Source organism: Paenibacillus caui (genome assembly GCF_019904135.1).
GTDB lineage: Bacteria > Bacillota > Bacilli > Paenibacillales > Paenibacillaceae > Fontibacillus > Fontibacillus caui.
In genome coordinates this window covers 12,180-37,946 of the sequence record NZ_JAIOGQ010000037.1, presented here as the reverse complement: position 1 = coordinate 37,946, position 25,767 = coordinate 12,180, and the positions used below count along the sequence as shown (strand labels likewise).

Annotated in this window: 20 protein-coding genes and 2 pseudogenes; 14 read left to right on the top strand and 8 right to left on the bottom strand. The window is 52.0% G+C overall.

What is annotated here, in order from left to right:
• Positions 1 to 123 precede the first annotated feature (123 nt).
• A complete protein-coding gene (locus tag K7397_RS18545; RefSeq protein ID WP_223069802.1) occupies positions 124 to 1,242 on the bottom strand; it encodes a VanZ family protein in 1,119 nt (372 codons plus the stop codon).
• 215 nt (positions 1,243 to 1,457) lie between these two features.
• On the opposite strand from K7397_RS18545, the gene K7397_RS18540 reads away from it, so the two are divergent.
• A complete protein-coding gene (locus K7397_RS18540; protein WP_223069800.1) occupies positions 1,458 to 2,804 on the top strand; it encodes an amino acid permease in 1,347 nt (448 codons plus the stop codon).
• 174 nt (positions 2,805 to 2,978) lie between these two features.
• Here the strand turns inward: K7397_RS18540 and K7397_RS18535 are convergent, their stop codons facing one another.
• Complete coding sequence (locus tag K7397_RS18535) at positions 2,979 to 5,225, bottom strand: FAD-dependent oxidoreductase (RefSeq protein WP_223069798.1); 2,247 nt, start codon at positions 5,223 to 5,225, stop codon at positions 2,979 to 2,981.
• A 131-nt stretch (positions 5,226 to 5,356) separates the two neighbouring features.
• Here K7397_RS18535 and K7397_RS22070 point away from each other — a divergent pair, with 131 nt between their 5' ends.
• From K7397_RS22070 to K7397_RS18500, 7 genes are all read left to right on the top strand, one after another.
• Complete coding sequence (locus K7397_RS22070) at positions 5,357 to 6,169, top strand: helix-turn-helix domain-containing protein (protein WP_223069795.1); 813 nt, start codon at positions 5,357 to 5,359, stop codon at positions 6,167 to 6,169.
• A gap of 193 nt (positions 6,170 to 6,362) precedes the next feature.
• Positions 6,363 to 8,165: a cache domain-containing sensor histidine kinase gene (locus K7397_RS18525; protein ID WP_223069793.1), complete on the top strand. Its 1,803-nt coding sequence runs from the start codon at positions 6,363 to 6,365 to the stop codon at positions 8,163 to 8,165.
• Positions 8,140 to 9,654: a helix-turn-helix domain-containing protein gene (locus K7397_RS18520; protein WP_223069790.1), complete on the top strand. Its 1,515-nt coding sequence runs from the start codon at positions 8,140 to 8,142 to the stop codon at positions 9,652 to 9,654. Before K7397_RS18525 ends, K7397_RS18520 begins: the two co-directional genes overlap by 26 nt.
• Before the next feature lie 140 nt (positions 9,655 to 9,794).
• Entirely contained in the window at positions 9,795 to 10,769 is a 975-nt protein-coding gene (locus K7397_RS18515) for an ABC transporter permease (RefSeq protein ID WP_223069787.1), read from the top strand.
• Positions 10,763 to 11,623 (top strand): carbohydrate ABC transporter permease, encoded by an 861-nt coding sequence (locus tag K7397_RS18510; RefSeq protein WP_223069785.1) that lies wholly within the window; start codon positions 10,763 to 10,765, stop codon positions 11,621 to 11,623. Before K7397_RS18515 ends, K7397_RS18510 begins: the two co-directional genes overlap by 7 nt.
• 51 nt (positions 11,624 to 11,674) lie before the next feature.
• Positions 11,675 to 13,201: an extracellular solute-binding protein gene (locus tag K7397_RS18505; RefSeq protein WP_223069783.1), complete on the top strand. Its 1,527-nt coding sequence runs from the start codon at positions 11,675 to 11,677 to the stop codon at positions 13,199 to 13,201.
• 224 nt (positions 13,202 to 13,425) lie between these two features.
• Entirely contained in the window at positions 13,426 to 14,262 is an 837-nt protein-coding gene (locus K7397_RS18500) for a hypothetical protein (protein ID WP_223069772.1), read from the top strand.
• Between the two features lie 143 nt (positions 14,263 to 14,405).
• On the opposite strand, the pseudogene trpS reads toward K7397_RS18500, so the two are convergent.
• The 4 genes and pseudogenes from trpS to K7397_RS18485 all read right to left on the bottom strand — a co-directional run bounded on the left by trpS (position 14,406) and on the right by K7397_RS18485 (position 17,507).
• Positions 14,406 to 15,394: pseudogene (trpS, locus tag K7397_RS18495) on the bottom strand (tryptophan--tRNA ligase).
• A gap of 190 nt (positions 15,395 to 15,584) precedes the next feature.
• On the bottom strand, positions 15,585 to 15,710 hold the full coding sequence (locus tag K7397_RS21925) for a hypothetical protein (RefSeq protein WP_273545653.1): 126 nt from the start codon (positions 15,708 to 15,710) through the stop codon (positions 15,585 to 15,587).
• A gap of 135 nt (positions 15,711 to 15,845) precedes the next feature.
• Positions 15,846 to 16,937 carry an anthranilate phosphoribosyltransferase gene (locus K7397_RS18490; protein ID WP_223069768.1) on the bottom strand — a complete coding sequence of 364 codons (1,092 nt, stop codon included), beginning with the start codon at positions 16,935 to 16,937 and terminating at the stop codon, positions 15,846 to 15,848.
• 18 nt (positions 16,938 to 16,955) lie between these two features.
• Positions 16,956 to 17,507: an ANTAR domain-containing response regulator gene (locus K7397_RS18485; RefSeq protein ID WP_237691044.1), complete on the bottom strand. Its 552-nt coding sequence runs from the start codon at positions 17,505 to 17,507 to the stop codon at positions 16,956 to 16,958.
• A 329-nt stretch (positions 17,508 to 17,836) separates the two neighbouring features.
• Here K7397_RS18485 and nirB point away from each other — a divergent pair, with 329 nt between their 5' ends.
• Genes nirB through cobA form a run of 4 tightly spaced genes read left to right on the top strand, consistent with a single transcriptional unit; the run spans position 17,837 to position 22,279 of the window.
• Positions 17,837 to 20,269, top strand: coding sequence for a nitrite reductase large subunit NirB (gene nirB / locus K7397_RS18480; RefSeq protein ID WP_223069766.1), 2,433 nt, complete (start codon positions 17,837 to 17,839; stop codon positions 20,267 to 20,269).
• A 20-nt stretch (positions 20,270 to 20,289) separates the two neighbouring features.
• A complete protein-coding gene (gene nirD, locus K7397_RS18475) occupies positions 20,290 to 20,616 on the top strand; it encodes a nitrite reductase small subunit NirD (RefSeq protein WP_223069765.1) in 327 nt (108 codons plus the stop codon).
• Between the two features lie 38 nt (positions 20,617 to 20,654).
• A complete protein-coding gene (locus tag K7397_RS18470; RefSeq protein WP_223069764.1) occupies positions 20,655 to 21,515 on the top strand; it encodes a formate/nitrite transporter family protein in 861 nt (286 codons plus the stop codon).
• On the top strand, positions 21,512 to 22,279 hold the full coding sequence (gene cobA / locus K7397_RS18465; RefSeq protein WP_223069763.1) for a uroporphyrinogen-III C-methyltransferase: 768 nt from the start codon (positions 21,512 to 21,514) through the stop codon (positions 22,277 to 22,279). The genes K7397_RS18470 and cobA overlap by 4 nt, the downstream gene beginning before the upstream one ends.
• 157 nt (positions 22,280 to 22,436) lie before the next feature.
• On the opposite strand, the gene K7397_RS18460 is transcribed toward cobA, so the two are convergent.
• On the bottom strand, positions 22,437 to 23,948 hold the full coding sequence (locus K7397_RS18460; protein ID WP_223069762.1) for a glycoside hydrolase family 32 protein: 1,512 nt from the start codon (positions 23,946 to 23,948) through the stop codon (positions 22,437 to 22,439).
• A 385-nt stretch (positions 23,949 to 24,333) separates the two neighbouring features.
• The gene (locus tag K7397_RS18455; RefSeq protein ID WP_223069761.1) at positions 24,334 to 25,206 is read right to left on the bottom strand and encodes a PhzF family phenazine biosynthesis protein; all 873 of its coding nucleotides are present in this window, start codon (positions 25,204 to 25,206) and stop codon (positions 24,334 to 24,336) included.
• 72 nt (positions 25,207 to 25,278) lie between these two features.
• On the opposite strand from K7397_RS18455, the gene K7397_RS18450 reads away from it, so the two are divergent.
• Together K7397_RS18450 and K7397_RS18445 are read left to right on the top strand one after the other, a co-directional pair.
• Positions 25,279 to 25,500, top strand: a complete 222-nt coding sequence (locus tag K7397_RS18450; protein ID WP_223069759.1) for a hypothetical protein — start codon at positions 25,279 to 25,281, stop codon at positions 25,498 to 25,500.
• Positions 25,475 to 25,747: pseudogene (locus tag K7397_RS18445) on the top strand (alpha/beta hydrolase family protein); the annotation flags it as partial. The gene K7397_RS18450 and the pseudogene K7397_RS18445, both read left to right, overlap by 26 nt.
• Positions 25,748 to 25,767 lie beyond the last annotated feature (20 nt).

The window sequence follows — 25,767 nt, the reverse complement described above, 5'->3', positions numbered from 1 at the left end:
AGGCTTGCCTGTTCTTCTACGGTTAATCGGACGGGATTCTTGATCGGATGCATATATGAATTCCTCTTTTTGGCATAACTATACCATATCCACCCATCCTATACTATTAGATTTGAGAGGCTACTAGGCGGATTGACGGTATTCGTCGTCCTCTTTGGCATGATGCCAACTGATGATATGCTTGGTGTTGCTTATTTTCTCATAAAACAGCAGCGGCTTTTTTGTCAATATGGCCTTAACGACATGGATTAGGAACCACAGATTGATGATGAAGACCCCGAGCCCGAGCAGCATTCTGAGGGCGGCGGGGGTGCTGTCCGTATTCAGGAGCATCAGCCGGTCCAGGCCGAAAAAGACCCAGTAAAGCAGCCCGTAGCGAATCGCAAGAGCGTACAGCGAAATTCGCTTTCCCTCCCCCGTCAAACGGATGCGCACCAGCCATTTTCCAAAAGTACGGCCGCCTGTCAGATAAGGAACGAGCATAAAGTAAATGCCGGTGGAAACCCAATAAGCGGCTGGAACGGACAGAATGACGCAAAGAAGCATAACGGCAAGCAAAATCACAACATCGAACAACAGGGCTGTAGCCCGTCTTGTATAGGAGACCCGTTTTGACGCCACATCCACGTTTTTATCAAGAAGCTCAATTCTCGGCAGCAGGCCCGAGAGCCATTCCGCAAGCAGAAAGCCTACAATCCCCCCGAACGTATTCATGATCAGATCGTCCACATCGAAGAGACGGTAAGGATGATCGTAAAAACCGAAAATACCCGTCAACTGAGTGACTTCAAAGGAAAGCGAGAGGACGAAGGATAGTACAATGGACCGAATCCAGCCGGTCCGGAAATAGTAACGCAGAAACATGCCGAATGGGACGGTCAGGAGTATATTTAAGGCGACCTGTAAGAAAGCCTGTTCTTTCAACAGATGCAGATAGCTGGAAGGGTTGCTCCAGGATACGGAGGTCTCCCTAAGAATATCCCGAATGAAATTCAGCGGGATGAGCTGAGCGGCTTCTCCGGGAAGCGCCGCATTGTGTCTTGAGGCGGGAAGCGGAAGCATCACCAGAAAAAAGGCGTTCATCAAATAAAGCAGGAACAGGTACAGAACGAGAGCTCTAACCTTGTTAATATAGCCGTGTTTACGGTATTGCACCACCAGAAAGGGCAGCGTGAACAGCAGCGCAGCAATCGGAAAAGTCAGAAACGCATAAGAAATGGGGGACAAAAAAGAGGGAATCAATATTACCACCTACCAATGTTTTGAAAATATCAGCTTTTTTAGCGCCCTCTCATCTTAACACAAGACGAAGAGAGCGAAGTTTAAGTTTTATTTAAAAATCGGTAAAGCTGCCCGGGTGCCGGGTAAAAATGCAATAATTTAGGAATGTTTTATCCAGCGGGGAAAGGTTATACTTGTAAAGTCATATTGATGTTAAGTCACCAGGGGGAAAAAGCATGAACAAAGCGAATGAAGCTTCATTGCAAAAAAAGCTGCGGCCAAGGCATATTACCTTTATGGCCATGGGCGGCGTCATCGGTACCGGTATTTTTAAGGGAAGCGCGGAAACGATCGGCCTGGCCGGTCCGGGGGTTGTTCTGACCTATATTTTTGCCGGACTTCTGCTCCTCGTCGTGCTAGGAGCTATGGCTGAAATGGCTACGGTATATCCGGGCAGGAATATGAAGGATTTTGTCCGCGAGGCTTTTGGGGAGCGGTTGTCTTTTATTATGGGATGGTTGTATTGCTTTATGTGGCTGTCCGTGTGCGTGATTGAAGTTATCGCGGCGGGAAGCTTTCTGCAATATTGGCTTCCGGATGTCCCTTTATGGGTGCTTAGTCTGGCGAGTGCCGCGTTGATCCTTGTCATCAACATGATGAGTGTCGGGAGCTTCGGAGAAGTTGAGTTTTGGCTGGCAGGCATCAAAATTGCCATGATCATCATCTTTATTGTGCTCGGGGCGTGCATCCTTTTCGGCATTATAGGCAGTGCGGATGCGCCGTATCTGCGTAATTATACGGAGCATGGCGGTTTTTTCCCGAACGGGTGGACTGCGATCTTCTCCGCCTTGCTCGTCGTGACGTTCTCCTATGGCGGGTCGGAGCTGATCGGGCTTACGCTGACGGAGACGCAGCATGCGGAAAAAGTATTGCCTAAAATCGTAAGCAGTTTTATCGTTCGGGTCATCCTGTTCTTTACGCTTCCGATCCTTGTCATTTGCGGATTGATCCCGTGGAATGAGATCGGCGGACAGAGCAGTCCCTTTGTGCAGGTGCTGAACGCGGCAGGGCTTAGGGGCTCTGCCCATGTGATGAACTTTATTCTGGTAACAGCGGTTTTGTCCGCAGCCAATTCGGGAATTTACGGAGCAACGCGCATGCTGCATACGATGGCGTCGGCAGGAGAAGCGCCAAAAATGTTGGCACGCACTTCCAAAAGGGGAGCTCCGGTTAACGCGCTGAAGCTGTCCGCGGTCATACTCATAGTTGGAGCCATGCTGGGTTTCTTCGCCCAGGAGCACTTGTTTCGGGTGCTGATGGCCGTGCCGGGCTTTGTCGTCCTGCTGGTCTGGATTTGCATCTGTCTGGCGCAGCTCAAATTGCACAAGTCCTATCCGGTAAAGCCGGCCTTCCGGGTATGGGGATCTCCTTATATAACCGTGCTGACCGTGCTGTGCTTGTCCGTTATCGCCACCCTGTTTCTGTTCGATGAGCAGAACAGAATCAGCATCGGCGTTTGCCTGGCGCTTCTGGTGCTGCTGACGGCTTGGTCCCTGCTTAGATTCCGGCGAGGGCGGGAATGAACATAGTTGATCAAGGCCTGATCACACTGGGCACGCTTGTTAATAGCATAAGTTTTGAGGTCCCCGGAAAGTAAGCGCCATAAGATGTTAGAACTTTCCTATTACTTCGCGGGGATAGAAAAATTTAAATTTTTGGGGCGGGAGAGAGACTCCCGCCTTGTTTTGTTTTGGAATCTAGGGATATACCCGGATTTCGACGACTTCGGCGCGCGGGCATCCGTTTGTGGCCTCGATGATGAGTCTCAATGAGGAGGCGGACACCGGGCCGGATAGCCGGTGCACGGCTTTGCGCTTCCGGTTGCCGCTGCATTCGACCACCGTGATGGAGCCTGCGGCTGTCACGGCCTCAAGCCGATAATCCTTGACCAGCTCCGGGATGATCTCAAACGGGGTACAGTGGTGATGAAGATTGATCAGATCTTCGTTGACATCATCCTGAAACGTGACGTGAATCTCTTGAAAAGATACTTCATGCTCCCATTTCAATTCGATCCAGGCCGGAGCTCCGGGAGCCATAGGCTCGGACGACCAGTAGTGCGGTCCGCCATAGGGGCGGCTATAGCCGTCGGTTACTTTGGCCGGACCAAAGGCTTCTCCAGCCTGCATACGGAAACAGAGCGGATGCCGCACGAAAGGTCCCATGCTCCACTCCACCACCGGCTGTGGCGGCTGATTGTCCCCGTAATCGGAAGAGACGACAGGCGCCTTGCCTCTTTGGAAACAGAGCACGCCAGGCAGCGGTTGATCCGTCTTATAAAAAGTGATGGCATCGTTCGCTTTGAATATGATAAACGCATTGCACGCTTCATCCGGCTGCCAAGCCAAGGGAAGGGTAATCCACCTGCGTTCCCCGGGTGCAACTTCAAGCTGGGTGCGCTGGACAAGCGAGTGCGGGATGTAATTTTCCTTCTTGCCCGTTCTGTAAAGCTCCACGGTGAGACGGGCGGATTCGCGGCAGTCTGCAAGGATTTCCATGCCTTCAAGCCGGGGGTCCACCGGCACGAGCAGGCCGAGATCCGCGTTCCCCTCAACCGCTTCCAAATTGCCGGTAGGCGAGTACGCGGCGAGGGAAGAGGAGGCATGGACGGCTGCCAACGGGGCCAAATCATCCGGATCGGCGGATTTCAAGCCGATGATGGAAGCGTCCTGGCGCAGCAGCGTCTGCTGCAGCTCGCCGAGATGCCCGCGCCACAATTCGCGGGGCGTTACGGCTTTGTCCGCGCAGAGTGCGGCAGCCGTTCCGGCGGCCTCGCCCATAATGGCGCAGGTAGCCATGACGCGGGTCGTGCCGAACGCGACATGCGAGGCGCTAATATTCCGTCCGGCGAACAGCAGGTTGTTCACGTTGACGGAATAGAGGGAGCGGAACGGGATGTGATAAATGCCGTCCGCAAACCAGTGCTTGGAGCCGTGCTCCTCCTCATATACGCCTCCGGGCGGGTGCAGATCGATCGACCAGCCGCCGAAGGCGACCCGGTCCTCGAAGGGGCGCTGGACCAGAATATCGTGCTGGGTCAGCGTGTAATCGCCGACGAAGCGGCGGTATTCGCGTTTGCCGGGCAGGCTGCCGACCCATTCCAGCGTAAGACACTCCGCCTCAAATTTCCCGGAATTTTTAATGTAATCCCAAATGCCGTAAATGACGGCCCACAGCTCGTCACGGATCCGCTCGTTGTCGTGTACGGTATCGAGCTCGCCGCCCCATTCGATCCACCAGTACGCACAGCCGTTATCCCCGCTGCGGATGATCCTGCGAAGCGGGATGGAGGTTTGCGCAATATCTTTGGCAAACGAAGGGGGGATATAGCGGACCGGATGTCCGGCGTCTTTGGTGTAAAACAGCAGCGTGCTCCCGAGCGTTACATCGTCGGCTGTTTCGGGGGCCCATGCCTCACCGAACTCGGCTTTTGCTTCCCTGCCAATCCGGTATTTGGCCCCGGCAAGAGCGCCGATCAGCCCGTCGCCCGTACAGTCCAGATAGATTTCGCTTCGGAAATCGATCCGTCGTTCGGAGCCCATCATCCAGCCGGTCACGCTGCGGATCATACGGCTGTTCTCCGGTCCTTCCGCCTGGACATCGTGAACGTCCGTATTAAGAAACAAGGACAGGTTTGGCTCGGAACGCACTGCTTCGAGCAGGGTCAAATCCCAGAGATAGGGATTGCCGTCCATATTCCGGTACTGGTTCTCCAGGAACAGTTCCCCCATAATGCCGGTCTCCCGGGCATACCGGTTCGTGCCGTGTCCGGTCGCACCGCACACCCATACCCGGACCTCGCTGCTCGAATTGCCTCCCAGCACAGGCCGGTTATGAACCAGTGCGACGGTCTGGCCAAGCCGGGCTGCCGCGATGGCGGCGCAAACGCCGGCCAGACCGCCGCCAACAACTGTAATCTCTGTATTCACGGTTTCCCGCTTCATGTTCAGGACTCCTTTTCACTATATGTCTTATCCTTGATTTCATATTATGAGGAATTATTTACTTGTAAAATGGCCTGAATTACAATATGCATATCTAAAATTTCATTCCGTTTAGGAGGTGCCAGGCAAAAGTGGATTTCCACGAGCTGGAGCTGACGGGTTACCGGTATTGGGCCGGCAAAAAGCGGTTCGCGCTTGCCAAGGACAAGAACGCCGATTGGGTGATGTTCGCCATAGAAAGCGGAAGGATCAGCTTTGCCATTGGGCCAAGCTCGGGAGTAGCCGGAGCGGGAGAAGCCGTCATTTGCCCGCCGGGAGTGTGGCTGGAACGTGAAGCGCTGACCCCGGTAACTTTTCACTTTGTATCTTTTCGTTTCATGGATCGTCCGAAAGACTGGCCGGATTTGGAGGAGGAGCATCTGTACGGAGGGTTGACCGCCAGCCGCCATATCCGTTTCGATGACCGGGACCGGCTCTTCTCGGCGCTGCGGATGATGCGGGAAGTGGAAGCGGTTAAGCCCGAGCAAGCCGGCAAGTGGCGGAACTATTTGCTGAACGATCTGGACGCTTTGGCAGGCTACCAGCTGATGCGGCGAACATTTGCCGCGGCTGAACGGACTGCTGACGAGCTGGTGGAGGAGGCCAAGCGGCTGCTTCGGAAATCCGCCGAGGCTCCGTTTGAAATCAGGCAAATCGCCCTGAAGCTCGGGCTGACGCCGGTTCAGTTCACGAGGCGCTTCGCCAAAGGAACGGGGCAGACCCCGCTGGACTATGTAACCGCCCTGCGGATCGGCAAAGCCTGCCGTTTGCTGGAAGAGACGGATGAGACGTTGGATTCCATAGCGGAGCAATGCGGATATGAGAGCGGATTTTATTTAAGCCGTCTGTTTCTGAAGCAGAAGGGGCTGCGTCCGTCCGAGTACAGGAAGCGCTATAGAGTGTAGCAGCTCCGCCAGTAAAATCACTGTGCATATATTTCTGCAGATTTGTTAACGGATCACCACCCTGGAGAGAGTCACAATGGAAGGTACAGCATAGGCAGCAAAAACCAGCTCACGCGGGTACTTTCACCTGCACCCCTGTGATAAACTGGTGACAGAACCGGATAACTTAAGGAGCTTCACTAGGAGGGTCCCCATGATCGGACTGCGCTGGATTTGGCCGTCAAGTCTGAAAAACCGCCTGTTTTTTTCCATTCTGCTCTTTGTGCTGATCCCTGCGACCTTTTTGCAGATTCGCAATATCAGCCGGGTGGAAACGATGATGAAAAATAATATTTCGCAGCAAAATATCGAGCAGTTGGATTCACTGAAGAACAGTCTGGAAAATCTGCGGCTAGGCGTGCTCGGGGCCATGCTGCAATTGGAGCGCGATCCGGAAGTGATCGGCAGGCTGCGGTTTCGGGGGCAATATGACGAACAGGAGCATATGCTTTTTTTACAGAACCGGTTATTATCCGTAAAACAGGGGCTAATGAATGCGGTCATTCCCGTGTATATTACGTTGGCCGATACTGCCGGGAATGTTTATTCCACGGTGGAGGAAGGGACGGAGGGCGTTTCGGCCAGTGGACTGAACAACCCGCTCGAAGGGCCGGCGTTCAAACGTCTGATGGCTTCAGGCAAGCCCTATTTTTGGGAAATCCACGAACCGGAGGATCGTTATGAAGAGCTTTTTCCGCCTTCGCAGCTGTTTTCCTTGTACGGAAAGCTGCAAACTGCGGGCGGCGAAACCTTCGGCTATCTGCGGATCAGTCTGGATATCAAGTCCTGGATGAACTCCATCACCGGCGGTTTTTTGATCAAGCAGACCTATTACCTTCTGGACGGGAGCGGACGGCCGATCCTGCTGGACAATGGCGACGCCGAAGCCTCCGGGCTGCAAGCGATGCTGGGCACGTTCAAAAAAGATCCGAACCGCTATTTTACCGATACCGAAGATCGCTTTATGTTTAACGGCGTCTATATGCCGAACATGGATTGGTACATGGTCAATCGCTTTCCTTTGGAAGCGTTGTCGGGAAATATTTGGTCGATGAAACGGCAGATCATTTATTCCTTTATTCTGACGGTGATCGTATTTATATTGATCACTTATGCCATTGTGTTCTCGATTTTAAGGCCGCTGCGCAATTTGCAGAGGAAAATGACCCAGATGGCGGACAAATATATGCACGTCCATCTGCCGGTGCACAAGTATAGAGGGGAAACGCAGGCGCTTGCCCGCTCCTTCAACCAAATGACCGATGATATCCGGAAGCTGATCGCTTCCTTGCGGACGGAGGAGCGCCAAAAGGAGGCGCTGCGTTTTCAAATTCTGATGTCACAGATGAACCCGCATTTTTTGCTGAATACGCTGAATACGCTTAAATGGAACGCAAGAAATCAGGGGGATACCGGAACCTTTGAAATTTGCCAGAATCTTGGCCGGCTGCTTGAATGCGGACTCAACACCGATGTCGACCTAGTGCATCTGAAGGAGGAAATCGGGCTGGTCAAGGCCTATCTGTATATTCAGTCCTTCCGGTATGACCATACGTTTCAGGCGGAGTTTGAAATGGATCCTGATGTGGATTATGCGCTAATTCCGAAGCTGAGCCTGCAGCCGCTTGTGGAAAATTCGCTTCATCACGGATTGATTCACATGAGAGAGGGCGGGCTCATCACGATTCGGGTGGCGAAGGAGTCCCGTAAGCTCAGGGTTGAGATTCGCGATAACGGGCAGGGCCTCGCCGGAGCCGATCCGACTTCCGGACGCAGGCGCAGGGGAATCGGAATCAGCAACCTGAAGGAGCGGCTTGCCCTGCTGTACAAAGGGGAAGCAAGCCTTGAGCTTGTTCCGCTGGAACAGGGCATGCTGGCCGTTCTGGAGATTCCGCTGCTGATTTCTTCGCCATACGGCAAGGAGGGGGCTTATGATGTGGAGCATACTGCTGGTTGAAGATGAGCCTTTTGTAAGACGTTCTATACGCAATGCCATTCCGTGGGAAGAACACGGGTTCACCATTGCGGCCGAGGCATCCCACGGCCTGGAAGCTATGGAGCAGATCGAGGCGATATCGCCCGATATCGTCATCAGCGACGTGTTCATGCCGTATATGAACGGTATTGAGCTGCTTCAGCAGGCCAGGAAGAATGGAAGCGAAGCGGCGTTCATTATGCTCACCTGCGCGGGGGAATTCGAGTATGCCCGAATGGCGCTGGAGTACGGCGCATCCAGTTATATTCTGAAGCTTTCGATGGATGAAGACCAGCTGCTGCAGGCATTGAGCAAAGTCAAATCCCGCCTTGAGAAGAGGACGGAAGAAGAAACAAAGCTGCAATGGACTGCCGCCCAGGACCGGCTTCCGTATTTGTGGAAAAGCGCTATCGGCAAGGAGCTTGCGGCTCTTGAGGAGCAGAAGTTGGCCGAGTTTCTTAAGCTGCAGGAAAACTTCAGACTGACTCTCGTTTCTGCGCTCGCCGGGGAGGAAGAACTGACCTGTGAAGATGCCCGCAGGCTGTTTCTGGCCGAAACGGAAGGGGCGATTCGGGTAATGTCCTATTCCGCCATGGGCGTTAGCACGATTTTTATTTGGAGCGACAGGACAGCTGCGACCGGCACTTCAAGAAAGCAGACGTTTGGAAAACAGGGAATGCCCGTCGTCCTCGGTACGGTTCCGTCCGGCTCCAAGGGGGAGGCATTAGGGCAAGCGTGGTTCCGAAATTTGAGGTGGCTGGATTACAGCTACTACGGTCACAGCAATTCGGGCTCATCCAACCCTCATAGGGCGGAGGAAGGAGAGGGGCTGTCCGTTCCCTGGGAGCGGGAGCAGGAAATTATCCGCCGGTTTGAACGCGTGGCTGTGGACGAGTGCGCGCAAAAGCTGCGGGAATTGTGGGCATTCATGGAGGACAACGTAATGCCGATGGTTCAGGTGAAGGAAACGGCGGAGCGCCTTGACAGGCTGTTTGCGCGCATCAGCCGGAAGCAGGCATTTGCCGGCTGCGAAGGGCTGCTCCGTGAGGTCCGCCACCGCGGTCTGCTGGAGTCTCTGCTGGAGAGAATGTTCCGTTATGCGAAGGGAAGGGGCTGCCAAAAGCCGGAGGAGACGGATCATCCTGAAATCAACCGGATCATCCGTTATTTGCTGGAGCATTTCGATGAGGATATTTCACTGCAGGCGATGGCTCAGCTTGTGAACATGGACGAGAACTATTTAAGCGGCTTGTTTAAAAAGAAAACCGGGCACACGTTTATCGGCTATCTCCAGCAAATCCGGGTCAACGAAGCGAAGGTCTATCTGGCGGAGACGAATCTGACGGTAGCCGAGATCGGCGAACGGTGCGGGTTCGCGAACCCGAGCTATTTTTTCAGGATTTTTAAACGGTGGACGGGTGTGCGGCCCAACGAATATCGCTGGGCGTGCAAGCAGGAAGTCGGGAGCTGAATGCCGGCTTCTTGTTCTTATGTATAACGTCAGCCGAAAAGTGCAGAAATATGTGCACATGAATGCTGAGAATTGGCAATTACGGCGTCCCTTCTAATTCGTTATCATGAAGGCATATAACGGAAAGGAAGATGGAGCGGATGGAACAACCTGCGAATTTGCAAACCCAGACGACGAAGCCGCAACCCAAAGCCCCTACCGGACAGCTTCGAAAGGCGTGGGCCGATTTATGGAAAATGAAAGCGCTTTATATTATGCTAATTCCCTGCCTGATCTGGTACTTCATTTTTAAGTATCTTCCCATGTACGGACTCATCATCTCGTTTAAAGACTACAATTTTTCGGAAGGCATTCTGGGCAGCCCTTGGGCAGAGCCCTGGAACAAGCATTTCACCATGTTCTTTCATTCGCCCTATTTCTCCCAGCTGATGACGAACACGCTGCTGATCAGCTTATACAAGCTCCTGTTCGGCATGTTCCCTGCGATTATCCTGGCGGTGATGTTCTTCGAATGCCGGGTCTCCTGGCTGAAGCGATGGGTGCAGACACTCAGCTATATGCCGCATTTTTTATCCTGGATCGTCATATACGGCATCTCCATTGCTTTCCTCTCGGAGACAACAGGCCTGATCAACCGGTGGATTACGGAAGCCGGATGGAACGCGGTCCCGTTTCTGAACTCGACCCAGTGGTTTCGCAGCATTCTCGTTTCGACGGAAATCTGGAAGGATCTCGGCTGGGGGGCGATCATTTACCTGGCGGCGATCAGCGGCATCGACCCAACCCTTTTTGAAGCTGCAAAGGTGGACGGCGCCAGCCGGCTGCGCATGATCTGGCACATCACGCTGCCGGGCATCCGCAACGTTATTGTACTGCTGCTGATTTTGCGGATAGGGAGCATTCTGGATGCCGGGTTTGAGCAGGTATTCGTCTTTTATCACACCAGGGTGTACGAAGTAGGCGATATTATTGATACCTGGGTCTACCGAACTGGTCTCGAGCAAATGAATTTCAGCCTGGGGGCAACCGTCGGCTTGTTCAAATCGGCGATCGGGTTCGTCCTGGTGCTTGGGGCCAACAAGCTGGCGAAAAAATGGGGAGGCAGCATATGGTAACCAGCCGCTCGGATAATATTTTCAACGCCGTCATTTACGTATTTCTTGTGCTCGTCGCGGCAGCCGCAGTGTTTCCGCTCCTGTACGTAGTCTCCATGTCTCTAACCCCTTACAGCGAGGTCGTCAAGAACGGCGGGTTCATCGTCATCCCGCGGAAGATTTCGTTCGAAGCCTATGAACGCATCTTTGGGGATCCGGCCCTGGGCCGTTCCATGCTGGTGACGCTCATCGTTACAGCTGTCGGAACGCTGGTCAACATGATTCTTACGACGCTGGCCGCCTACCCGCTCAGCAGAAAGAACCTGAGGGGCAGAACTTTTTTTCTCCTGTATATTGTCTTTACGATGCTGTTCAGCGGAGGACTGATCCCAACCTATCTGATTGTCCAGTCGCTGGGCATGCTCAATACGCTGTGGGCGCTGATCGTGCCGGGGGCCATCGCCACGTTCAACGTCCTGATTCTGAAAAGCTTCTTTGAAACCCTGCCGGAAGAGCTGTTTGAATCGGCGCGGATGGACGGAGCCAAGGAATTCCGGATTTTATGGCAGGTGGTGATCCCCCTCTCGATGCCTTCCATGATGACGGTAGGGCTCTTTTACATGGTGGGACACTGGAATTCTTTCTTTTCGGCGGTGCTGTACATTACCGATACGAATCTTTATCCGCTTCAGGTTGTCATCCGCAATATGCTGCTCCTGTCGCAGTCCAGCGAGCTTCAGGCCGAGGTGACGGTCCCGACGGCAGCCATGCAGATGGCGGCGGTTATCGCGGGCAGTCTGCCGATCATCGCCGTTTATCCGTTCATACAGAAGCATTTTACGAAAGGGATGCTGCTTGGAGCCGTCAAGGGATAAACAGGCTTCACGCGCTTCTTTCCCCATACTTTTAACGAAGGTGGAATTGAAATGAGAACAAGAAAATTAGCGGTTTCGCTGCTGCTTGTCACCCTGCTTGTCTCGCTGCTTGGCGGATGCGGAGGCGGCGGAAAGAGTACGGAAGGGAACGGTCAGGAAGCCTCTGCTTCCGCCGGTCCGATCAAGCTTGAGGTGTCGCAAATCAGCTGGGGCACCAATCTTCCCGCGGATGATTTTATCAAGCAGAAGCTTGACAGCGAGCTGGGCATATCCTTGACACAGACTCTGGTAGGCGATCAGGCGGACTACGAGAACAAGATCAATGTCCGGGCCGCATCCAACAATTTGCCTGATCTATTTATGGTTACCGGTAAACCCCATTTGCAGAAGCTGGCCGAATCGGGTTCCTTGCTCGATTTGACTTCATACCTGAATAAGATGCCGGATTATACGAAGTATGCCGGAGATGATGTGCTGAAGAAAGGAATCGTATCCGACAAGCAGTATGCCCTGCCGAAAGCGGGTCAATCGGTGGCCTACACCTACTGGATCCGCAAGGATTGGCTGGATAATCTGAAGCTTGCGCCGCCTGCAACGGTAGACGAACTGCTCAGCGCAGCCAAAGCTTTCACCGAAAACGATCCGGATCAGAACGGCAAAAATGATACGTTTGGCCTCACCGGCAACAATTTTCAGACGTTTGACCCGATTTTCGGGGCGTACGGGGTTACCAATATTTATGACGGTTCCCAGTTGTCCCTGAAAGACGGCAAGGTGGTGGTTAGCCTGTATGAACCGAAAATGAAGGATGCGCTAGCCGCCATCAAAAAATTTGTGGATGCCGGGGTTGTAGATCCCGAAGTGGTCAGCAACAAAGGAACGATGGCCAAGGATAAGGCCTTCCAGGGAAAAGTGGGTATTATCAATATTGACTGGGCACAGATGGTCAAGGACGATCAGGTAGCCGTGTGGAAAGGAGCCAATCCGAAGGCGGAATGGATCCAGCTCGCTCCGCCGAAAGGGCCGGATGGAACTCAAAATGCGAATTCAATCAATATCGGGGCGTCCGGAGGACTCTGGGCCATTCCGAAGCGCCTGGAGAAGGAGCCCGCAAAGCTGAACAAAATTCTGGAGCTGATCAATTATACGGCAACTCCTGAAGGCGGCCGTCTAGTGCAGTTTGGCTTGCAGGACGTTCATCATACGCTTGACGGGGATCAGGTAACGATCACGGACAAAGGCAAGGCTGAAGGGGGCTATACTTGGCTCTACCAATTTGCGGGCCGGCAGGAAACGGAATACTTGAAAACCAAGTTCACCGCCCAAGCGAAGTCTATTGAGTTTGAAGCCGGATTGCCGAGAATCGAGACGCTGGACGGTTTTGTCCAAAGCCCTCAGGGTTATAACGCGGCAGACGCGGGACGCTTTATCGAAGAGGAAATGATCAAATTCGTATACGGCAAGAACAGCCTGGACAAATACGATCAATTTATCAGCATGCTGGAAAGCACCTTTAACTATAAAAACTACGTGGATTCCGCCGTGGAGCAGCTGAACAAGCTGGGCTACGGGAAATAAGGTTCCGCCGCTTTGCCGTCTGTATACCTTAAGTAATTTCAATCAGGAAACATATGTTCGGAAAAAGACTTGACAGCTCCCGTTTTCGAGGTTATAGTGAATAAAAATGATAACGGTTTGTGCGGGAGAAGCACCTCGCTGGATTGGCTATAAAGCCTTTCTTGCGGGGTGCTTTTTTTGTGCCAGCCTGACTGGAAATATATTACAAAGGAACAGGGGATGGAATGATGTTGGACCAAGCAATCAGAAGAAGCCGGTTTATTTCGTTATTTCTGTTTTTTTGCGCAGCAGCAGCTCTATTCACGAGTACGCCGCGAGCCGCAGCCGAAGCCCTATCGGCGCAAGCCGCAGTCGTAACCACTGCGGCAGACTTTGGATCCGGCTGGAACAACGCTTTATCAAGCATCGATGGCTTGTATGACAGCTTTACTGCGCTCGAGTCCATCATAAGGCTGGAGAAGCAGGAAATTCAGGCTTTGCGCAGCAAGAACAACGATCAGTTGAAGGCGCTAAACGCCAAAATCAAGATGATCGACAAGGCGAAAATCGACCGGCTGAAGTTGGAGGCGGAGCAGGCGCAGAAGAAGAACGCTCCGCTGCTTAAGGAGTATGCCGCACTCGGGAAGCAGGCAGCCGAAGCAAGGAAACGCAAGGATAAGAAGGCGGCCGATCTGCTCGATTTGAAGCGCAACAAGCTGAAGGCTTCCGTCGAAGCGGCCCGCCTGGAGAACAGGTTGAAGAATGAGGCGCTGTCCGAGGCCAAGAAACAGGCAACTGCCAAGGCCAAGGTTGTCAAGGATGCGCTGGCGCCCGTTCAGACACTAAAGAAGCAAATAACAGCCGAGAACAAGAAGATTACGTCCGCGAACAAGAGCATGACTGCCGCAGGCAAGCGCTATAGAGCCGCTGTTAAGCAGGGCAATGCGATAGCGGCCGCAGCGGAAATGACGCTCATGTACGGCGAGCTTGGCCATATCCATGCCTCGCTGAAGAACATATACGGCTGGGAAGGACAGATTGCGAGCATGCTTCGCGCGGCGGAAGCGAAACTGCCGAAATAAGAATATGCAGCATGAGCGGAAATACTAGCTGAAAGAGAACAAAGCCGAAAAGTCCCTCGCATAAGGGTTTTCGGCTTTGTAGCTGGCCTGAAGTAAGCCAGGTCAGGGGTTCATATTGGAAGGGGATTACCGGCCAGCCGCTTTCAGCCGAAATAATTCAGACACATGGCTTCGCGCACTTCCAGCATCGTTTCCTTGGCAATGCCGCGCGCCCGGCGGGTCCCGCCTAACAGGATATCCTCCACATCTTTTGGCCTTGCAGCATAATAAGCACGGCGTTCGCGCATCGGTTCCATGAGCTGATCCAAGGCCGAGGCGATCAACTGCTTGCATGCCGAGCAGCCCATCCTCCCTTTTTCACAGCCTTCCCGGATTTCACCACATTCCTGCGGCCGAAAGGCGCGATGGTATGCATAGATCGGGCAAATATCCGGATGTCCCGGATCATGCTTGTGAACGCGGGCCGGATCGGTTTTGGCCTTTTGTATTTTGTGGACGATCTCTGCGGTTGACGAGTCCAGCTCAATGGCATTCCCAAGGCTTTTGCTCATTTTCGCGTTCCCATCCGTTCCCACAAGTCTGGGCATTTCCCCGACAAGGGCCTTTGGCTCCACGAAGACGGGTTTATAGAGCTCATTGAATCTCCGACCACTTTTCTGGCAAGCTCCAGATGAGGAAGCTGGTCGTCTCCGACGGGGACAATGGTCGCTTTACAAAAAGCAATATCCGCTGCCTGGCTGACAGGGTATCCAAGAAACCCGTAGTACATTTCATCCAGACCGGCATTTTTGGATTCCGACTTGATCGTCGGATTATGGCGCAGTACATTAACGGTAACAAACATGGAGAACAGCACGGTAAGCTCGGCGATTTCCGGCACCATGGATTGCACAAAGATAGTCGCTTGATCCGGATTGATGCCAGCCGCTAAATAATCGAGCACAATCTCACGCAGATGGCTGCGGAGCAGATCAGGCTTCTCAAAGTGAGTAGTAAGCGCCTGAACATCTGCCAAAAGGATAAAGGACTCGTATTTCTCCTGCAGGGATACACGATTTTTCAAGCTGCCGACGTAATGGCCCAGGTGCAGTTTTCCGGTTACGCGGTCTCCTGTTAAAACTCGTTCTTTCATTGATTAATTTCCTCCTTGATTGGTTGAGTTTTTTAATGTTGAACCGCCACCACCAACCGTCTTCCATAGCCATCACCTCCTTAAAAATCAAAAAAACTCCGTCCGATAAGGACGAAGTTGTCGTTGTGCCACCTTACAAGGGCCGCTTCCGCCATGCCGATCATGCTTATGCAGGGCATTCGGGCCGAAATTAGACAGTACGGAGACGATTAACGATCTCGGGTACCGCTCCCGTGATAACGGCGGGAAGCCCCGCTTTGCCTACTGAATCCTGATGATCGCTTCGGCAAAGCAGCTCCGAAGGCCATTCGATCATACGCCGGACACCGGTTCGCAGCGACCACCGGCTCTCTGCAAGTCCAAACTCGCATGTCTACTTACCCTTCATCTTTGCTGTTTCTGATGATATGGATAATTTTACAACAGCGAAGGCTGCTCGGTCAATCATCAGTTATAATTGAACTCGGCATGCGCCATTCCGGTCTGCTGTTTTACTGTCTATCCCAGAAGCTGGCTTTGCGAGCGTCAGCAGGGATTTCTTCCATTCGTTATATTTTTTCATGGCCGCTCCGCTATCAAGCAGATTTTTACAAGTGTAAAGTCCTTCCTCCACCGATCCGACCCGTCCGGCAAGCTTCAATCTTACTGCGCCGTTGAGCAGCGTTTGATGATAGAATGCCAGATGACCGGCTCCGTGGAGCACTTCTTCAGCGGTCGACAATTGCAGAGCAGGGGTCCATTCCACATCGGGGACAGGCGTATCCAGACCGATGATTTCCGGGTCAATCACGCTCATGGACGGTTCTCCGTTTTCAACGATGTAAATGCGTGTTGGACGGTCGATGAACAAGTCCTCCGATCCCTCCTGTCCCTGAACAATCAAGGCTTTCCGATAGCCAAGCTTGATCATCAACCGCGAGATGCGGTCAAATACCGTATTATGATAGATGCCGTAAACGATAAATGGCGAATGCCCGTAATCAACCAATTTTTCGACGGTATTGAAGATCGTGCGCATGCCTAGTTCCTCGCGAATGGGACGGAGGGAGCCAAGCTTTGGACTCCACTGCTCCGAGTTGACGTAGAGAACACCGCTTTCACGGGCGGCCAATATGAATTTGTCCGGTGACAGGCCGCTTATGTCGATACCCGCTGCTGTCAGAATATCATGGAGAGTAATGCCCCATTTGGGCGGCAGCGGGGCACATCCGTGCAGCGTAACGGGAAGTCCGGCAGCAGATAGCAGAAAAGCGGTCGGGAAGGTAGCGATGAAGGACGATTTCCGTCCGTCGTAAGGGCCGGCGCAGTCGAGATTTTCCGGAAAGAGCTGCTCGCGCCGCGCGAATCCGCGGCATACACGGACAAACGCCTCCAGTTCATCAATGGACTCAAGCTTGATTCTTTCTGCTGCGAGAAATGCGCCGATTTGCGCCGGAGTTGCGGCCGAATTCAGGATGGATTCAGCAGCTTGCCAAGCATCATCATAGCTCAGATCACGGGCACCGCGCTTGCCCCTTGCGACTTCTTTCAAATAATCGATCATGGATGAGCTTCCTCCTCTTTATGGTTTATGCAGGAGCTGATAGGCCTTGACGATGGAAGTGGCCACATCCACCATGCGTTTTCGTTCATTCATGGCCTGCTTGCGTAAAGCATCGTAGGCTTCAGACTCGGAAATGTTTCTCATTTTGGAGAGGATTCCCTTGGCCATGTCGATCCATTTTCGCTCCTCAATACGGGAAAGCAACTGTTCCCGCTCTTTTTGCCATTGCTGCTGTGCAAAGAATTGCCTCGCGCTAAAATGTAGAACCCAATGAATGTCGAGTGTGAGCATTGATGGGGAGAGAATACCGTCAGCAATAAAATCGTCCTCGCACGCGGCGGCGGACAAATTTGCTGTTTCATCGCAGCACCACCAAAGCACCGGAGCAGCCTTTCGCATCAAAAGCTCTTTTCTCCAAATAGGATAATCCGAAATCGGAACAACAAGAACAGAAGCGTCGGCATTTGCCAGTTGAAGCAAAGCCTCTTCTTTCGTAGCCGCAACTGTGACCTGATAACCGCTGGCGATCAGTACAGACTCCGGAGAAGACGATTCCGGATAGTCTGCCATTGTTTTTTCGAAGTGGGACAAATTGCTCTTGATTACTAATAGGGAGTGCATAATCCGGAACTCCTTTAGTTTAATATGTAACATTATATAACACGAAAGACGGCTGTCCAGAAAAAAATTAAATAAAAAATTTTTATATGTCACAATTATTGACGTCTGAATGGAGAGAGTGTATATTCGTTTTATAAATTTAATCATTTGCACGAATACAATGGCGTATTCGTATACATGGGCAACGAAGCCTGTTTTACTCTGATGGGAGCACTATGCTTTCCTGCGGGGTGGAGCAGGCTTTTTATGTTTTTAAGAGACGAAGGAGAGTGAAATGGATGCATTTAAGGAAAAAATTGGTGCTTGTCGGCAATGGCATGGCCGGGCTGCGCATGCTTGAGCATTTGCTCAAGCTGGCACCGGAGCAGTATGAGATTACGATTTTCGGAGCCGAGCCTTATCCAAACTACAATCGCATTATGCTGTCCTCCGTGCTCGCCGGCGGTGCCGGCCTAGACGAAATCGTACTGAACGATACCGACTGGTATAAAGAGCATAATATTACGCTTCATATGGGGCATACCGTTACCCGGATTGATTCGGTAAGGCAAAAGGTTGTCTCGAATCAAGGGGTAGAGGCGGAATATGATGAGCTTGTACTGGCCACGGGATCAAATCCTTTCATGCTGCCGCTGCCCGGAGCAGATAAAGAAGGCGTTATCGCCTTCCGCAATATTCAGGATTGCGAGATGATGATCGAAACGTCAAAAGCTTATAAAAAGGCGGTGGTGATCGGCGGAGGCTTGCTGGGACTTGAAGCGGCGCGGGGACTTCTGAACCTCGGAATGGATGTATCGGTGGTCCATATTAACCCCTATCTTATGGAACGGCAGCTGGATGAAACGGCATCCCGCATGCTGCAGAAGGAATTGGAAAGTCAAGGCATGAAATTCCTGCTGTCGCGGCAGTCGGAAGCCATTATTGGCAAGAAGCGCGTGAAAAGCCTGCTGTTTGCAGGCGGCGAGCGGATTGATGCAGATTTGGTTGTAATGGCGGTGGGCATCAAGCCGAATGTGGAGCTGGCGCAAACTGCAGGGATTAAAGTCAATCGCGGTATTGTGGTGAACGATTATATGGAAACAAATATCCCCGGCATTTATGCGCTTGGGGAGTGCGCGGAGCACCGGGGGATTGCCTACGGCCTTGTCGCGCCGCTCTATGAGCAGGGGGCCGTCCTCGCTAAAAGGCTGGCGGGCGTGCAGACCGAAGGGTACTCTGGTTCGGTCACCTCCACCAAGCTGAAGGTATCGGGAGTCGATGTATTTTCAGCCGGTGCATTTGCGGAGCAAGAGGGAACCCGGGTGTTGAAATACCAGGATGAGGTTGACGGGGTTTATAAGAAGCTGGTAATCCAGGACAACAAGCTTGTGGGAGCCGTTCTGTTCGGGGATACAAATGACGGGGCGGAGCTGTTCTCCGTAATCAAAAATGGCGAGACGATCGAAGGCAGGGAGAAAGAACTGCTTCTCGGCATCCCACAAGAAGCGCTGGCTTCGGGTTCCGGAAACAGCCGGCTGGAAGGGCTCGCTGCTGATGAGATCATCTGCGGCTGCAACGGCGTCTCCAAGGGAACGATTGTTCAAGCGATTCAGGAGCAGGACTGCACAAGCGTCGGGCAAATCAAGGCTTGCACAAAAGCGTCCGCGTCCTGCGGCGGCTGCAAGCCGCTTGTCGAAGGGCTTTTGCAGATTTATGCCGGCGAAGCAGCCGTCCCTGTGAAGGAAGGCATCTGCGGCTGTACGCCGCTTTCCCGCGACGAGATCGTCGCCGAAATCAAACGAATGCGGCTGATGACGGTCAAAGAGGTGATGAACGTTCTGGAGTGGGGCACCGAAGAGGGCTGCACCAAATGCCGGCCGGCGCTGAATTATTATTTGGGCATGCTGTGGCCGGATGAATACGTCGATGAAAAGGAATCCCGAATTACGAATGAGCGGTTCCATGCGAATATCCAGAAGGACGGAACCTTTTCCGTAGTGCCCCGCATATACGGCGGCGTTACGTCTCCGACCGAATTGAAAAAGATCGCCGAGGTAGCGGAGCAGTTCGAGGTTCCCCTCGTTAAATTCACCGGCGGCCAAAGACTGGATCTGCTCGGCATCAAGAAGGAGAATCTGCCTAAAATCTGGGAAGCGCTGGGTATGCCTTCCGGACATGCTTACGGCAAAACGCTGCGGACCGTCAAGACCTGTGTCGGCAATACATTCTGCCGCTTTGGCACCCAGGACTCGATTGCGATGGGGATCCGGCTGGAAAAAGAATTTGAACGTTTGAACACACCTTCCAAGGTCAAGCTGGCGGTCTCCGGGTGCCCCCGCAACTGTGCGGAAGCCACCATCAAGGATTTCGGCGTCGTTGCGATCGACGGCGGCTGGGAGCTGCATATCGGCGGCAATGGCGGTGTCCACGTCCGGGCAACCGACCTGCTCTGCGTCGTGAAAACAGAGGATGAGGTGGTGGAGTGGGCTGCCGCTTTCCTTCAATATTACCGCGAAAACGCGAACTGGAATGAACGGACGTCTACCTGGGTGGAGAGAGTCGGGCTGGCCAGCATCAAGAAAGCGCTGGAGAGCAAAGAGGAGCGTCTTGCCTTGCAGTCCAGAATTCAGGCGACGCTCTCAAAGACCACCGATCCTTGGAAGCAGATTATAAGGGAGCAGGAACTGCGTAAAAACTTCGAGCCATTAACCAAGGTTGAAACCAATCATTAAACAAACGAAGGGGGATAGCGATGGAGACGAAAAAAATGCTGGTAGGTGCTTTGGCGGATATTGATCCAAAGGGTTCACGAACGATTCGGGTGAACGATATGGAAATCGCGCTGTTCCGTTTGTCCAACGGAAAAATTGTGGCGATGGAGAACAAATGCCCGCATAAAGGCGGCGTACTGTCGGAAGGAATGGTATGCGGCACTGCCGTCCATTGCCCGCTGCATGATTGGCGTATTGATCTTAACAGCGGCGCGGTGCTGGACCCGGATAGCGGCTGCGTGACTACTTTTCCAATCGAGGTTGATCAGGATAAAGGATTGATATATCTGACATTGCAGAGTGCGTGATTCTTGCTTTCTTGCCTATGAAAAAGGAGGAATAGAAGATGGACTATGTAAATCCGAAAGAAGTTTTAGATACGATGATCAGCTCCGGCAAGACCAAGGCGGAACTGTCCAATGCGCAGCTGCTGATTCGCGGAACATTGGCCGGGGCGATTCTGGCTTGTGCGACAACGCTCGCCTTCACGGCCGCCGCACAGACCCAGGTTCCAATCGCGGGCGCCATTCTTTTTCCCGTCGGGTTTATCATGATCGTACTGCTTGGTCTTGAGCTTGTGACTGGAAGCTTTGCCTTGATTCCTCTGGCGGTTTTGGAGAAGAAGACCACGTTGTCCCGCATGCTGAACAACTATGTCTGGGTCATCGCCGGCCATTTGATCGGCTGCATCGCTTATGCCGTACTGGACGGGCTCGTGCTCACCAAAATGGGAACCGACATGAGCAGCCCGCTTGTCAAAAGCTTAATCACGGCGAGCGAAGCGAAGACCCTGAGTTACAAGGGCCTCGGGGCGGATGGGGTTTGGCTTGTGTTCGTCAAGGCGATCCTTTGCAACTGGATGGTCACCCTGGGCGTTGTGATGGCCATGACCTCCAAATCGACACTCGGCAAAATTATCGCGATGTCGCTGCCGATCATCACCTTTTTCGGTCAAGGCTTCGAGCATGCGGTTGTCAATATGTTTGTGATACCCGCCGGTATGATGCTCGGGGCGAACGTAAGCTTCGGGGACTGGTGGCTTTGGAACCAGCTGCCTGTGCTGATCGGCAACTTCATCGGAGGTGCATTGTTTACCGGTATCCTGTTCTACGCGTCCCAGCGCCGCCTTCTGAAACGGACCCCTGTGGCCGACGAGGGCGCGAAGCCGGCAGGATTGGGCCTGGCGGTTCCGGAGGAGAACCGATGAGAAGCGGGCGCGTATCCATTATCGGGGCAGGCCCCGGCGACCCGGAACTCATCACGCTTAAGGCGCTGCGCCGGATTCAGTCCGGGGATATTCTGTTGTACGACAGGCTGGTAAGTCCGGAGCTGCTTGATTATGCGAAGCCCGGGGCGGCAAAGGTGTATTGCGGTAAAGCTCCCCGAGAGCATGCCATGCCTCAGGAGCAGATACAGCGGCTGATGATCGAATACGCGTCAGCCGGACATCATGTCGTCAGATTGAAAGGCGGGGACCCCTTTGTGTTTGGACGGGGAGGCGAGGAAGCGCTGGCGATGGCTGCCGCCGGCATCCCCTATGAGATCGTCCCCGGGGTTACTTCAGCCATGGGAGCGGCTGCTTCTGCCGCCATTCCCCTTACACACCGGGGGATCTCGGGCTCCTGCGCCATCGTGACCGGGAGCCGCTGCCAGCAGCAGGACCAGCCGGTTCGCTGGGATCTGCTGGCCGGTGCCGTCGATACCATTGTAGTGTATATGGGGATCGGGCAGCTTGACTCGATCCGGGCCGCCCTGCTGCAGCACGGCAAAGCGGCGGATACGCCTGTAGCCATTATCGAGAGGGGCACAACCAGCCGGCAGCGGATCATTACCGGCAATCTGGACAATATTGAAAAAATAGCAACGGCGATGAATGCAAGCAATCCTGCGCTGATTATTGTCGGCGAAGTCGTTAAGGTACGCGAAGCGCTGCTGCAGCTTGAAGCCGAGCTTGCAAGGCAAACGGGCTAGATGGCCAGCGGCTTCGCCATTACCGCAGTCAGAACTATGAAGTGGGCAACCATGAAGCAAAAAGGTCGAACAAGGGAACAAATCTAATCCCTTGCTCGACCTTTTTTTTCAAATTGAAAGCTAAAAATAGAGGTAAAGGAGCTGCCCCTTCTTTTTGTTACTTAATTGTAGATTTATTAGCATCCCTTAATATTAGGTACTCTAAATGCACATGCCCATCCGTCCATAGTCTCAATCCATCTGAAGACATATCATTTAATAATAAATTACTCAGCACGTATTCTCCGTCATTGATAAATATTTCGACGGCATTCCTGTCTACTAATATATCTAACTTGATTTTTCCCTCTTTCGGTTTTACGATCACTTTTTGAGGTCTCTTAAACTCCGGAACATCAATCTTTATCCTTGAATTTTCCCTATTAAACGCAAATTCATTTATTGATTTATCATAGGTCAGATCTGTATGCTGCCCACCCCCATCTCTAAGAGAAAACCCGAACTTTCCTTCCGTTAAATCCGCGACATCTATTTTTGCCTCAATAGAGTAAGAAAGTCCATGAAAATCTTCGAACATATTCTCTTGACCAGTATAGATAGTTTTGCCTCTTACATCCATTATAGTAGGGAAATTGTCCAGGAGACCCCATACAGGTTTTTGGACCAGCTTTAATCCGTCTGTTGTTGTTGTTAACCGGATTTCTCTTACAATACTCGTATTTCCATTAAAGGTATCCCACGGGAGCTTACCTGCGTAATTCCAATTATTCATCCACGAAATAAAGTACCTGTAGTTCCCATTTGTATACGGAGCATCCCAAGTAACCCCTGTATAGGAGTCTGCGCCCTGTTCCAGCCATTTGACACGAGTTTCAGCGTGAAACTCCCTTCCATCAAAGTCGCCTACCAAGTAACTGGAACCAGTTGTCACACCATAATTAAACCCATTACCTCCGATCATCAAGACCCATTTTTTATTGCCGCTATTTTCATCTACGTTCAATTGAAAAAGATCAGGACATTCAATAATTCCAATATCCTTTCTAACAAAAGAAGAAGCATACTCCCAGTCTTTTAAGTTAGAAGATGTATAAAACCCTACTTTATCTCTTTCTGCTAATAGCATGACCCACTTTTTTGTTTGTTCATGCCAAATAATTTTTGGATCTCTATAATCGGCACTTCCTGTCGGGTTATGCTGGACGATACCATAATGTTGAAAGGAATTTCCGCCATCTGTACTATACCAAAGGTGTGTAGATTGTCCTTCAAAGGGCATCGTTACTAACGCAATCACTGCATTATTACCAAATCCTGCTGTGTTATTTTCATCAATAACCGTACTACCCGTCCAAGGGTCTCCATGCGGAGTTTTATATTTTTCAATAGCTACTGGTTTTCTCTCCCAGTGAACTAAATCCGTAGACACCGCATGAGCCCACTCTGTGCCATTTCCACCCCATGAATAATCCTTGTTATAAAGATAGTACAGATGGTGTTGACCGTTGATGTATAAAGGTCTCTGTACGTCGTTCATCCACTCTACCTCAGGAGTAATATGATACTGAGGACGGCCTAATTCACCAGATGCAAAGGCTTCTTTCGATCCAAAAGAAAATATTAATCCAACAAGGACTACCCATAATACACCTTTTACTCGCATTCTCATTAAATCCACTTCCTCTCACAGTTTTTTTGACTCCGGCAGCTCTTCACTCAGACATTTATCGGTTTCTCCGGCCAAATGATACAGACAATATTTCTATGTTTTTGTCCAAATTTGTCATATTCTAAATATAAATGTCGAACTTTTTACCCTTAATCGCACTGCCTCAGTAGCCTGGATTGGGCAGATTACTGGGGCCCCTCCTTGGCACCGGATTCTATCAGGCATGGGGAAATTTGACGGTTTTTCTGGTTATGATAGTATTTCTATTAACGGCAGTGGGCGTTCTGCAGCGGAGGCAGCGAGGTTTGATAGAGGAGATGAAGAAGGTTTTGTCGAAATAAGTAAGTTCATGGTATCCGGCGTTGGAACGCGGTCATATCAAGTTTCATATATTTATAGTTTGGAGCTTAATGCGGGTGGCCGTTCCGCCTACTTGCACTTTGACGATCTGCTGCTTCTCATCTGCACGCAGTCTTGCTTTGAGTTCGGAGGGGCGGTTCATCGAGTACCCTTGTTCAAAAATGAAGCTGCTTGCATGAACGGACGGGAGCTTCCCATATTTGTGCAAATAGCAGAGCAGCGCGCCGGTCGAGGTTCCTGTTGCGCTTTCCTCCGGTATCTCATACAAAGGAGCAAAATTTCTGCATCTGGCAACGGCCCCTTGGGACGCATCCAGAGTAAAAACATGATAACCGATCACGTTATATGATTTGCTGACTCGTTCGATTTTTCGAAAATCGGGTTGGATCCGCTCTAAAACCCTGTTGTTTTTGACCGGAACGAGAATATCCCGGAGTCCCGTTGAAACGATCTGCACGGGCAGCCCATCGGCCAGCTCATCCGGACGAATCTGCAGGGAGTCGGCTATTTTTTGCTTATCGGCCTCTTCGAAATATTGGGGAAGTGCTTGGGCAAGAAATACGTCGCCGTTTTCATCGAAACTCACTTCCAGCAGCCCGGCTTTCGTCTCCAGGCTGTACGTTCCGATACCGATTCGTTTTTGGGAACCCATCAGGTAAAAAGCCGCAATAGTGGCATGGCCGCATAAATCAACCTCAGCATTCGGCGTAAAATACCTGACTTTAAAGTCGGCTTGCTCCGATTTTTCAATAAAGGCCGTTTCGGAAAAACCGATGATCTGTGCGGTCTTCTGCATGTCCTCTTCGGACAATACGCCTGCATGCAGCACTACTCCTGCGGGATTCCCGCCGAGCTGCCCTTTCGCAAAAGCGTTTAACGTATATACCTGCACTTCCATTTTAATTCCTCATCTCTTTGGGAGTATTATTGTCTACTAAATCATTTTACTGAAAAAGGAGGTCGCTGACTTATGAGTGACCATGAGCTTCTGCTGGACTATTTAACGGTAAAAGCCGCCTATCAGCCGAAGGCGATCCCAACCCGGAACGCGTGGACATTTTTCTCGAAAATGACCGGCATTCCCCAGGTTTGGACTCTGGATGAGCAGCAACAGCCCGTCCCGTTCGCACAGGCGGACGACCGGATATTAAGTATACACCATTCTCCTAAAGGAGATCCGCGAATTCTTTGATGAAATCGCGCCCCTCAACCACTCGGCGAAAATAATAGCTCCGCTGCTTGTTTTTCACGGCAGAAACGACACCCGCGTGCCGGTCAGCGAAGCGGAGCAGCTTGTGAACGATATGCGGAGCCGGAAGCAGGAAGTCGAATTGATCGTCTTCGAAGATGAAGGACACCAAACCGAGAAATTGGCCAATCATATTACGATGCACCGGACGACGGTGGAGTTGTTCAGCCGTCATTTACACCTGAATTAGCATGTACAGGAGGATGATTT